This window comes from Microbispora sp. H11081 (assembly GCF_012999535.1).
Lineage (GTDB): Bacteria > Actinomycetota > Actinomycetes > Streptosporangiales > Streptosporangiaceae > Microbispora.
This window is the reverse complement of sequence record NZ_JABBWV010000028.1, coordinates 1-10,751: the sequence shown is the minus strand read 5'-3', so window position 1 is coordinate 10,751 and position 10,751 is coordinate 1. Positions and strand designations below refer to the sequence as shown.

Genomic DNA, 10,751 nt, shown 5'->3' with positions numbered 1-10,751 from the left:
GTGGTCAGGGGCAGGGTCGAACTGCCGACCTTCCGCTTTTCAGGCGGAGCAATCACCCTGCTCCCCCGGTCCGCGCCGAGGTCAGCGGTGCTGCCTGGATGCCGACGTGCGCTGGTGGTGGCCGACGTTGTCGTCAGCGTTGTCGTCACATCAGCCGTGGCGCTCAAGAATCTCGATGGCTTGCAGTACGCCGGTCACCGCATGGTCGGCCTGGTGGTCGACTCCGGGCCAGGTGCCGCGGTCGATCCAGATCGTCCGGAGGCCCGCGGCCCGTCCGCCGGCTATGTCAGCGGTCACGTTGTCACCGATCACCCATCCGCCCTCGGCGAGAGCCGCACCACAACGCTTGGCCGCGATCTCGAACAGACCAACGTCGGGTTTACGGATGCCCTCCAGCCCCGACAACGCATAGGCGTCGACGGCCTCGGCCAACCCTGTCTGCTGGATCTTCCCGAGCTGGTTGTCCGCCGTCCCGTTGGTAACAATCGCGACTCGCCAGCCAGACGCGCGTAGCCGAGCCAGGCCGTCCAGCACCTCGGGACGACAGCGCACGAGGTACGGCATCCGCCGTCGGTAGCGACCCCACAACTCCTCGACGGAGTCAGGCAGAGCGAAGCGCTCGCGGACCTTGCTGAAGAAAACCTCTCGGTGCGGGTAGCCGTCTCGGTCAAGACTGACTAGCCAGTCAACCGCCCCGTCCTCCAATCGGTGCTCCCTGGCAAACTCCTCGATCCACACCCGGAACGCCCGATCCAGATCTATGAGGGTGTTGTCCAAATCGAAGAGCGCGAGTCGCTGCACGAGGACAACCTAGCCAGTCCCATGCAGCAGGCCGGCACATGGTCTGTCAGATGATCCGGTCGCAAGCGGATCGGACCCGTACGACTGCCAGGCCGCGGACCGGTAGCCCCACATTCGCAGAATCGTCAGCGACGTGATGACGGTTGCGGGATCCCGGCTCCTGTAGCTCGAATCCTGTAGCTATCGATTGATCGGAAAGCTCGGGTCTTGCTTGCTGAGATAAAACTTGAAGGCATCACGGATCTTCGAGCGTAGGCTCGGAATTGACCTACTACCTGGAACAGCTTCGTCTTCCCAATGCCTGTTCTTATGACCAAAGTACCGCCTTATGGATGGGGTTGAAACGTTCGCTACGAAGGTGGGCCTAGCGTTTGACGCTAGATCGGAGACAAGACCTTGAAATCCGCGTGCAAGCCCCAGGTTCAGGGAGCTCGTAGTATAGAACTTACACTCTATCGCCAGTGCGCTACTTCTTGACCGTGGCGCGACGCGTACGTTTCGGCAAAGGTCGGCTTCATTCTTCTCGAGGACAAGGACATCACACTCGTGAAGTACGCCTGAGTTGCCCTGAACTTGAACACCTACGTGTACCTCCAGGGGAGGCGCTACCTGACCAAACGTAATCACCGCGTGCGTATATGGATGCGTAGTGGAGTAAATTTGGCCTGGGCTCGTACGAAAGACCAGTCGCGTCGTGCGCTGCCCCTGCACAGTCTCGTAACGCACCGTGCCGCGGCAATCCAGCGCTTCTGCAACTATGAGCGCGAATATGTACCCTTCGTAAACGTCGTATGCAGCCGAGGAGGACCTGTATGACGTTGTTACTCCAGACAGGTATCCATTGAGCTCCCGGAGTAAATCATTGACGTCAGCCATGGCCCACCTCTTCGCCGAGCAGTTCAAGTACACGAAGCACCGATTCGTCCAGCTCTTCGCCAGCGAAGCCGGCGATGAGTTGGTCACTTAGTACTGTGAGGTCGCCTGCCGCGGCGGGCGCTCCTTCGTCGCGACGGAACTCGATACCCTCGACCGAGGGCGCATTTATTTCGGGCGCGTGAAGCAGCTTTACCTGTTGCCGGTGCACTCGGGGAAGCTCAACGAGGAGCCTTTGGATTGCCTCCAGCAATACACGGACTCGATCTGACGCCGATAGTGGGCTGGTGGAGATCTGAGCCTTCGATATGTCGGGGCCAGTATACTTCTCCACCTGGTACGGCTCACGCTCGACGTAAGGGCGCACCTGGGTTTCTTCATCGGAGATGTCGAAGATTGGGCCCGTGTGTCCGGTATTTCGTCGTGTGCTACCTCGTCGAGACTTGACGGTCACCACTTCGGCGCGACCGGCAGAGATTGCATCATCAACCTGTTGGAGTACCCACACTAGGCCTGCCTCGGCTAGCATCGTTCTGAGCCGAGACTCCAACTCTTCCGGATCCACAGAGCGATGCTCCCTCCATGTTGGATTCGATCACATTGGTCAAGCCCATCATCACGCAATTCCCTGCTCGTTGCGGCCGTCATTTCGAGATATCCCGTACTGGGTACAGCGGGCAACGACAGCCATCCGGTGGCAAGCGGCCCGGAGCGCAGGGCCACCAAGGCCCGAGCACTGGAGGCCGCGCAACAGGCTGCTTCACCATTGGAGATCTGCGTCGACTGATTCCGGCTCACCGGCGCAATCCCGCCTGCCAAACCTCGTATATCACGGACGACGCAGCCTGCGTGACCGCGCCTACCGTTTCGGCGTATCTCCACCCTGAGGGCAGCACGTTACTGACCGAAGCCTTTCAAGTGCTCCCAGGAACCTAGGGCGTCCTCGATCTCCTGTTCACCGACCAGAAGGTAGCTCCAGGTAGCATCGACCTCCTGCGCGGAGTTAGCCGTTCGTGCCCACTTGCGTGCAGCACGCCGCTTCGCCACAACCTCTGCTGAGGTCATGTCCTTGTCCGCCTTGACCTCTACCAGCCAGCCGTACCTTTCGCCGTCCTTCTGTTCGATGACGACAAAGTCGGGGTTATAGCGCTGCCCCTCCGAGGTCCAGGTGATGGGAACGTCGTTGATGAGGAGTCGGGCCCACACAACGACATCCCTCCCGGCATCGATGGCGTTGGCCACCTTGAACTCTGGCGCAGAGTCAAACCACGCGTGGCTGTAGAGGTTCTTACTCCAGCCATTGAAGGCTAGCGCCTTGTCGAAGGAGCCATCGGCATGCCCCGCGGTCTGCGCCTTACGGGCCTCACGAGTCTTACTGAGGGCTACGAGCTTTACCTCGTCTTCGTAGCTGACCTGAGCCCGGCTGACGTCGCGGAGCCTCCTCGTAACTTCGGTGGCGAGCCGCTGTCCGCAGCGGTCGCCGAAAGCCGAAAGGGTTTCTTGGGCCTGGTCCCCCATCGCGTCGATGACCTTCTTGACGATCAGTTGCGCCGCTCCCAACTCCAACGGCCGGTTCTGCACACCCTTGACGGACATCACTCTCTTGACCAGAGCGGTACGCGAAGCCTCCAGCGGGATGTCCAATGGAAGCGCGGCGGCCAGCCTGTCCGTCGTCGCTTCTGTCGTCACGACAACGTTACGGCCATCATGCTCAGCGACGATCTTCGTGCGCCTCAGCTCATCAGAGAAGTCCGTAGTGAGCGTACGGCCGAGCCGTGCAAATGGAGCGAGATCATCGATGTCGCTGAGGCTGACCACCGCCGGCAGCGGAACGGAGACCAGGTCGGGGATGTGGATCGGTTCCCGGTCAGGAAGTGGATCGTAGTAGTGCATCTGGGAGGTCTTCTTCGCCGCATCTTCGGCCTGCTGAGTTCGTGTCTCCACATCCACGACCCTGGCGGGACCGTCGGGGGAAGCGGGTAGCGTCCCTTCATTCGACAGGAAGCTCCCGGAAAGCTCGCTGTTGGACTGGATCCGTGTACCAACGAGATCATCCCTTGTGTCCTCCTCACGACCTGGCAGTGAGATGAGGTCGACGTCGGCTTCTGTGATCTGTTGGCGGACCACGCTTCTGCCGTCTGCCAGCTTCCGAATTTCGGCGTAGGTTCCGTAGTCAATAAACGCCTGATTGAGAACCTTGCGCTTCGCCAGCAGATCGCTGTATTTCTCGTGCGCGAGCACCTCGAGCGTGTCCAGGATCTCGATGTTCGTGTACTTGCCGAAGGGCAGACGCATCCCGCGACCGAGCGTCTGTTCGGTCATAACCTCTGAAACCGACGCGCGCATGGACGCGATGACGTAGACGTTTTTGACGTCCCAGCCTTCCTTGAGCATCCCAACGCTAATGATGATGCGGACGGGGGAATCTGGGGCTTCCACTGCTTCCAGGTCTGCGAGTGCCTGCTCCTTGTCCGCACCGGTCAGCTTCGAGTGGACCAGCAGGGTCTTCCCCTTCCATGCGCCGCCGTCGAAGGTGGTGGAGTCCAGGACCGCTTGAAACTCTTCCGCCTCCTCGATGCTCCGGGCGATGACGAGCATGACGGGATTCACCCGTGGGCGATCGCTTTCGTCGCAGTAGGCGTCTGCCGCTTGCGCCTTGTAGCGCAGCAGGTTGACACCATCGAGAAGCTTCGTCTCCACGTCAGAGCGGTCATCGCGACGGCCGACCATGACCGGGGTCTTGACCAGCTTGTCGGCGATGGCTGCGGCGAGCGGATACCGGTAGGCGACAATGGACTCGTCGGCCTTCACGGGGGTAGCGGTCATGCCGACCACGAGCTCGGGCTTCAGATCGCGGATTGTGCGGGAGAACGCAGGCCCTCGGTAGCAGTGATGCTCATCTGCGAGGATAACGAGATCATCGAGGCCGGCAAGGTAGTCGAAGAACGACATGCCCAGGTTCTCCTGGGGCTCATGAGTCGCACGCCCCTCGCCGGTAGAGGAGGTGAGTGCCTGGACAGTGAAGATGTACAGCTTCGTCTGTGCCGGGTCGTCCATCGCAGTCCGGGCAGCCTGGGTGTTGAAATCGTCGGCGGTGATGACAACCGGGTTGGACCGGAGCAAGGGTCGCAGAGATTTAGGGTTACCCGGCGTGAAGTTGCGGATCGACTTGTCGCGGATGGTCCGCCCCGGGGTAAGTAGGAGATAGTTCCGTGCGGGCGCTTCGGCGCCGGCCAGGTACTCCATAAGCCCCGCCATCACGTACGTCTTGCCAACACCCGTGGCCACGTCGACGATGCACTCGAATGGCTCGGTCTTGCCCTGTACGTCGTAGTGCTCGGAGGTGCGCAGCACTACCGACTCGATAGCCTTCCGGTTCGGCGCGCGAAGGTCCAGCCGGTGGGCAACCTCGTCTAACAGGTCGGGCTGAAACTGCAACTCGCCCATCAGGCGTTCCCTTCTAACCCACGGAGGCTGCGGCTTCCCCATCGTCGGCGACCTCTATCACCGGGGCCGGGATGAGGCGACCGGCACCGAATGGCGACTTGCGAGCCGATTTGCGACGGTAATTATCAAGAACTTTATCCGGGATCAGCTCGAGCCGTGACCCTCTACGCGCTGCTTTAAGGGTCTCCGCTGCCCCATCTTCGATCTGGGTCGCCCAGACCTCCACGGCCTCGCCCTCGGCCAGACGATCGAGGATCGCCGCCACCGTTCCCTCGCCGACCATGCCGTCAATCACGACGTAGCGAACACGCCCTTGCTTGGCTGCGAAGATGCCTTCCGGCTTGTACGGAACCGACAGCTGGGCACACATCGCCTCCGCTAGCGCGCCCTGCATGGCCCAGTCTGCTAGGAGGACCATCCCCTCCATCTCTACGAACATGGACTCGCCAACCTGGAGATGCGTGAACCCACCCCCACCGTGCCAGTTGATGGTGGTGACATTCTTCGTCTTGGTAGCTGCCTTTAACGCCTTGACCGTGGTGTCGTCGATATCCGGCCCGACAACCTTGACGACCTTTGCAAGCAACCGGTTGAACTCCTGTGCCTCCTCCGGCGTCATCCCTGCTGGGAGGCTTCCTTCACCATCCCCGTCGGCATCTATCGCGGGGATCCGCTCCGTGGTAGAGGTAACACCTCCTGGGTCCTGACCGTTGACGACCTTGGCCAGCCTCGGCAGCGCATATCGGGCCACCGTGTCGGCCTGGAGCTCGCTAGTAACCCAGCGCCGACTCATCTTGTGAGCAACCGCTGCGGTAGTGCCGGAACCGGCGAAGCAATCAAGGACAATATCGCCGGGGTTCGACGCTATATGGATGATGCGCGCCAGCAGAGCTTCCGGCTTCGGCGTCGCGAAAGGATGCTCGTCGGGGAACAGATCCCTAATCTCGTTCTTTCCGCGCAGGTTCCCACCGACCTCCTTGCTTAGCCAGAGCGTCTCCGGTACACGACCGTTGTCCTCTAGGTGCTTCTTACGCTGGATGCGCTCCTTATACAGATCGAGCATTACGAGGTCGGGCCACCGCCCAGCCTCGTAGCGGGCTTTCGCCGAGACTGCCGCCTCTTCCAGAGGAACTGACAGCATGATGGCAGGAACGTCTGCCTGAACCTGGACCGGTGTGGTTCCGCAGATTCGCGCGCGCTCGGCCTCATCGCTGATGTTCCGCAGCTCGTAGGGGGCATACTCCGACATCTGCTCCAACATCCATGACTGGGCCTTTCCCCAGCACCGACCAGGCGTCGGATACATCAGACCGCCGGTGATCGGGTGTTGGATGGCGTACACCATTCCTTGGTGTGTGAACGCCCCACTGGCCGTCGCGTCGCCGTCCCGCCATGGCACGGGATCTCCGTCTCGTGACTGATATCGGCTCGTGTTCGAGGCGGCCAGCCGGGGCATTCGATTTGGGATCCAGGCCTCGCTCTTCCTGTAGACCAGGATCACGTCCTGAGATGTCGACAGCAGCTTCGTGTCGTTCCGTGGAGAGTCGGCCTTCTGCCAGGCAATCTCAGCGACGAAGTTGGTTTCGCCCAGTTCCTCATCTAGAACGACGCGGCACCTGTGCGACTCCATATGGTCGAGGTGCACCCAAATGGATCCATCCTCGGCTAGCAACGGCCTGATCTGGCGTATCCGATCCCGAAGGAGGGTGAGCCAGATGGAGTGGGCAATATTGTCTTCGTAATGAGTGAACGCCTGCCCGGTGTTGAAGGGCGGATCGATGTAGACCAGCTTTACCTTACCGAGATACTTTTCAGCATACGCCGGGATTTTGGCCAGAGCGTCTAGCACATGCATCGCGTCGCCACTGATCAAAAGGTTGTCATCGGTAGGCCGAGGCAATCTCTCTGGGCGTTCCTCAGGGGTCCGCGCCTCGACACGACCTACCTCGTGGAGAAGCCGAACCTCGGACACACGGTAGTCCGATGGGTCGACAAACGTGTAGTCGTATCTTCCATCCCCGGTCGAAAGGAGAGTTTTGTCCTTGTCGGTCCAGGTGAGTTCGAGACGACCTTGGTGCCGGGGTGCCGGGTTCGGGGTCATGCGGCCTTCCCTTGCGGTTCGAAGATGCCCTCCTATTTTGTCGGATCCCCGTACCTCTAGATGCCGGTCCAGCACACCCCGGTCCCTGATCACCTCGTACGCCGTCGACCCACCGCGGAGCGGCAGCGGGCCGGGGACGGAGGGGCAAGGCCGGCCTCGCGTGTACGTCAACCTGGTCGTGATTCCTCGGTCATTGGATGCCATCGGTCACGGCCGGGCTTGAGCCGTAGGAGCCGGCCTGCTGGGCTTGCCTGGGTCGATGGCGGGCGAGGTGATCAGGGCTTCCCAGCCATCTACGAACCTCGGCTTCCGCGAAATGATCACCTCGGGGCGGGAGATCCCCGCCGGAGGCAACAAAGGACCTTGGCCCGTGACGGCGCGTCGCGTCGTCCTGGTCGAGCTGCTGGCCATGATGTTTTCGTTCGTCTGGGGACGCCTGGTCTCAGTGGGTGAGGAGCGCGCGGACGGCGCCGGCCGGGACCGGCCGAAGAGCCGCAGCCCGGCCGGCTGGCCGACCGGCGCGCGACGCGGGCCGCCGTAGGCGGGCCGCTTTAACGACGTAGAGAAAATCCTCATTCGGCGTTGCACCAGTCGCTTGTCCTGTCCCGGCGAGATGCTTGACACTCCAGTCCCAAGACATGGGCGACAGGTGCCGTTGTCGGTCAGTCTGGCGTGCATCGTTCGCGGGCGTCGCGCGGCAGGAGGCCGGGATAGGCCGTGGTGGATATCTCCGTGTCGAGCAGCGGTATCCGCCAGGGACGAGTGCAGCGGGGGCTGGACGCTGCCGAGCTGTGTGGCGGCATGGGACTCAGTCTTTGGTAGTTCACTGAAGCACCGCAGCACCTCGGTGACCCAAGCTGTGACCAGGTCACCCTTGAGCACCTGGCAGTGGGAGACCTAGAAGCAGTGGACCCGGACGTTGGCCTTCCAGCCCTAGAGAACGAGGGCTTGGGGACGCCCAGTCAGGGGCCAGGTATGTAAAACTAACCCCAGAGGGTGGTTGCGTCGCTACCTCCGATCATGACTGTGGGCACATGGACAGTCCCCATCCAGTCACTTATCCATCCCCCCTTAGCGAACCCTCTTGTGGTGAACTTAAGCTATGACTGAAACTGGCACCGGGCCCCTCGAGTTGTACTCCGGTGCACACGGGAAGGTGATGGCGGTGAGGCTCGCGGATGGATCCCTACCTGCCCTTGACTTCCTCAACAGCATCGATGCACGGGCGCAGCAGGCCTTCAAGGCGCTCTTCTCGCGTCAGCTGGACCACGGCGTTCTGCTCTCCAAAGATCGGTTCCGGATGCTAGACGACAAAGATCCACACGTCTACGAGTGGAAGGTTCACAGCCCTCGTGCCCTCCGGCTGTACTGCATCCACGAGGGGAGCACCTGGTATGCGACCCATGGCGGGACGAAAGCTGGCGAGACGCGTGGGGTGAAGAGGGAAGTTAAGCGAGCACGCGCTATCTACGCGGAAGGGAGTGAGGGATGAGCTGGTTCAACGACACACCGGAGACCCGCCGACTGTTCGCGGAAGAGGAGCTACTACTCGCAGCCACGGAGCTTGTGGCCCAGGCAATAGAGGAGCGAGGCATCACTCGGCAGGAACTCGCAAGACGCCTCGATGTTCGGCCGTCAGAGATCACACAACGACTCGCTGGCGCCCGGAATCTCACGTTGCGCACCTTCGCCAGCATGATGGATGCCCTCGGTTTCAAGGTCTTGCTCGGCAAGTGCGAGCGAGACGCACAGCCGGGGCCAGCTAGAGCAATGTCTCTGCAGATGCAGGAAGACCAGACCTACCAGCCGAATGTTCGCTACACATCTACGGGTGCTCGCATCCAACTAGTGAGAGAAGCGTGCTAGTAGAGATGCAGGTTTCGGATCTGATCGCTGCAGCCTCTCGGGTCGAAGACCACGTCAAGCTCACCGGCTTGAGGCTCACAGAGACAAGCAGCTGGAGCCGCGAACCTCCGACCGCAGCTCAGCTACAAACCGGAATGACGATAAATGTCACAGCTCGCAGCGACGGCACGCGGGTCATAGCTGATGTCGAGTACAACGTACGGGCCGAGGAACGCGAATGCGGAGGGGATCAAGCGGGCGAGCGCTGCTGGGAAGTGAAATGCCACTATTCAGTAGAGTATGAGGCTTATACTGATGTCGCCCTCGCGACGCAAGATCTAGAGGCTTTTGGCATTATGTCAACAACCCTTACAATTCACCCCTATGCTCGCGCCTTCATTCACGACATAACAGCTCAGATGGGATACCCACCTTTCAACCTGCCTCTACTGACTACGAGAGACTTGGCCGAGATGGCGAAGAATGCCAAGATCACCGTCTAGCGACGAGGCTACCAGGCCATGTCTTCATAGTGATCGGTTAGAGCCAAGGCAGGAGTGCTGCGATGGTGATCACGGCCGTGTATGAGGTGGCGGTCTTGTCGTAGCGCATGGCCAGGGCACGGACCTGTTTGAGCTGATTGAAGCAGCGTTCGACGATGTTGCGGCGCTTGTAGACCTGAGCGTCGAAGACGGGCGAGCGGCCACCCTTGCTGCCCCGCTTGGCGCGGTTGGTCACCTGTTCGGCCCGCTCGGGAATGGTGTGGCTGATGCCGCGTCGCCGCAGGTAGGTGCGGATGGCGCGGGAGCTGTAGCCCTTGTCGGCCACCACGTGGTCAGGGCGGGTACGGGTGCCGGCCGCGGCCGAGGCGGGGACCACGGATTTCCTGCAGCACCTGCTGCAGGCGGGTGCAGTCGTTGACGTTCCCGCCGGTCAGCACGCACGCCAGGGGGCGGCCGCGTCCGTCGCAGACGAGGTGAATCTTGCTGGTCAGTCCGCCTCCGGATTGTCCGAGGGCCTGATCGGACGGATCACCGGCGCCTGGTCCCCCTTATTCGCCTCGGCCGCGTGCTGGTGGGCTCGCACGATGGTGGAGTCCGCCGCGACCAGCCAATCGATGGCGCCGCGAGCGTCGGCCGATGCCTGCAGCATGCGAGTGAAGGTGCCGTCCAGAGCCCAGCGGCGGAAGCGCGTATAGATTTTCTGCCAGGACCCGTACCGGGCGGGGATGTCCCGCCGCGTTGCTCCGGAGCGGATCTTGCACACGATCCGTTCAGCGCCCGGCGGCCGTCCTCCCGAGGACGGCCCATCCGCCCGAAGGGGAGAAGAACCTGCAGCTTCTCCCGCTACTACCTTTCGGGTGGCTGCGGCAATCACCCTTCTCGCTTTGGCAAATAAGCTTGCCCGGTTAGCCCACCTGCGCCTTGCCTACTTCGATCACGGTCCTATCGGCGGGGAATTTGCGGGTGTCACCATCTGGCTCGGTGATGACCAGGATGGGGACGCCCTCGGCGACGCCGAGTTGCCGGCGTTCAGGCTCGGTGGGCATGCGGGCGGTCACCTGGGCACCGGGTGTGATGGAGACGGTGACGGCCTCTCCTTGCTCGCGGACGCGCGAGCCTCGCAACTCGGTCACTATCAGTCCCTCTCCCCTCAGTACGGCAATGGCACGGCGTACCGAGTC

At 61.6% G+C, this 10,751-nt stretch carries 9 protein-coding genes, 1 tRNA gene and 1 pseudogene; 4 read left to right on the top strand and 7 right to left on the bottom strand.

Annotated features, from left to right (window positions below; translation table 11 throughout):
• Window position 1 precedes the first annotated feature (1 nt).
• The 5 genes from HHX31_RS33150 to HHX31_RS33130 form a co-directional block, all read right to left on the bottom strand.
• A tRNA-Phe gene (locus HHX31_RS33150) sits at window positions 2–64 on the bottom strand.
• An 86-nt stretch (window positions 65–150) separates the two neighbouring features.
• Window positions 151–801, bottom strand: a complete 651-nt coding sequence (locus HHX31_RS33145; protein WP_169953707.1) for an HAD family hydrolase — start codon at window positions 799–801, stop codon at window positions 151–153.
• Window positions 802–1,669: 868 nt separating this feature from the next.
• Window positions 1,670–2,239 (bottom strand): hypothetical protein, encoded by a 570-nt coding sequence (locus HHX31_RS33140; protein WP_169953705.1) that lies wholly within the window; start codon window positions 2,237–2,239, stop codon window positions 1,670–1,672.
• 332 nt (window positions 2,240–2,571) lie between these two features.
• Complete coding sequence (locus HHX31_RS33135; RefSeq protein ID WP_169953704.1) at window positions 2,572–5,121, bottom strand: DEAD/DEAH box helicase family protein; 2,550 nt, start codon at window positions 5,119–5,121, stop codon at window positions 2,572–2,574.
• Between the two features lie 13 nt (window positions 5,122–5,134).
• Entirely contained in the window at window positions 5,135–7,222 is a 2,088-nt protein-coding gene (locus tag HHX31_RS33130; protein WP_169953702.1) for a site-specific DNA-methyltransferase, read from the bottom strand.
• A 370-nt stretch (window positions 7,223–7,592) separates the two neighbouring features.
• Between HHX31_RS33130 and HHX31_RS33125 the strand changes: the two genes are divergently transcribed.
• From HHX31_RS33125 to HHX31_RS33110, 4 genes are all read left to right on the top strand, one after another.
• Complete coding sequence (locus HHX31_RS33125) at window positions 7,593–7,763, top strand: hypothetical protein (RefSeq protein ID WP_169953700.1); 171 nt, start codon at window positions 7,593–7,595, stop codon at window positions 7,761–7,763.
• A gap of 561 nt (window positions 7,764–8,324) precedes the next feature.
• Window positions 8,325–8,714 carry a hypothetical protein gene (locus HHX31_RS33120; RefSeq protein WP_169953698.1) on the top strand — a complete coding sequence of 130 codons (390 nt, stop codon included), beginning with the start codon at window positions 8,325–8,327 and terminating at the stop codon, window positions 8,712–8,714.
• Window positions 8,711–9,088, top strand: coding sequence for a helix-turn-helix transcriptional regulator (locus HHX31_RS33115; RefSeq protein ID WP_169953696.1), 378 nt, complete (start codon window positions 8,711–8,713; stop codon window positions 9,086–9,088). Before HHX31_RS33120 ends, HHX31_RS33115 begins: the two co-directional genes overlap by 4 nt.
• Window positions 9,082–9,570 carry a protein-export chaperone SecB gene (locus HHX31_RS33110; RefSeq protein WP_169953694.1) on the top strand — a complete coding sequence of 163 codons (489 nt, stop codon included), beginning with the start codon at window positions 9,082–9,084 and terminating at the stop codon, window positions 9,568–9,570. Before HHX31_RS33115 ends, HHX31_RS33110 begins: the two co-directional genes overlap by 7 nt.
• 37 nt (window positions 9,571–9,607) lie before the next feature.
• Here HHX31_RS33110 and HHX31_RS36125 read toward each other — a convergent pair.
• Together HHX31_RS36125 and HHX31_RS33100 are read right to left on the bottom strand one after the other, a co-directional pair.
• Window positions 9,608–10,404, bottom strand: a pseudogene (locus HHX31_RS36125) (IS5 family transposase).
• A gap of 71 nt (window positions 10,405–10,475) precedes the next feature.
• Window positions 10,476–10,751, bottom strand: a 276-nt coding sequence (locus HHX31_RS33100) for a GntR family transcriptional regulator (protein WP_169953692.1), incomplete at its 5' end; no start/stop codon positions are given.

Bases quoted from the DNA above. Each gene is read 5' to 3' on its own strand.
- HHX31_RS33130 (WP_169953702.1), bottom strand. From the start codon at position 7,222: ATGACCCCGAACCCGGCACCCCGGCACCAAGGTCGTCTCGAACTCACC.
- HHX31_RS33135 (WP_169953704.1), bottom strand. From the start codon at position 5,121: ATGGGCGAGTTGCAGTTTCAGCCCGACCTGTTAGACGAGGTTGCCCAC.
- HHX31_RS33115 (WP_169953696.1), top strand. From the start codon at position 8,711: ATGAGCTGGTTCAACGACACACCGGAGACCCGCCGACTGTTCGCGGAA.
- HHX31_RS33120 (WP_169953698.1), top strand. From the start codon at position 8,325: ATGACTGAAACTGGCACCGGGCCCCTCGAGTTGTACTCCGGTGCACAC.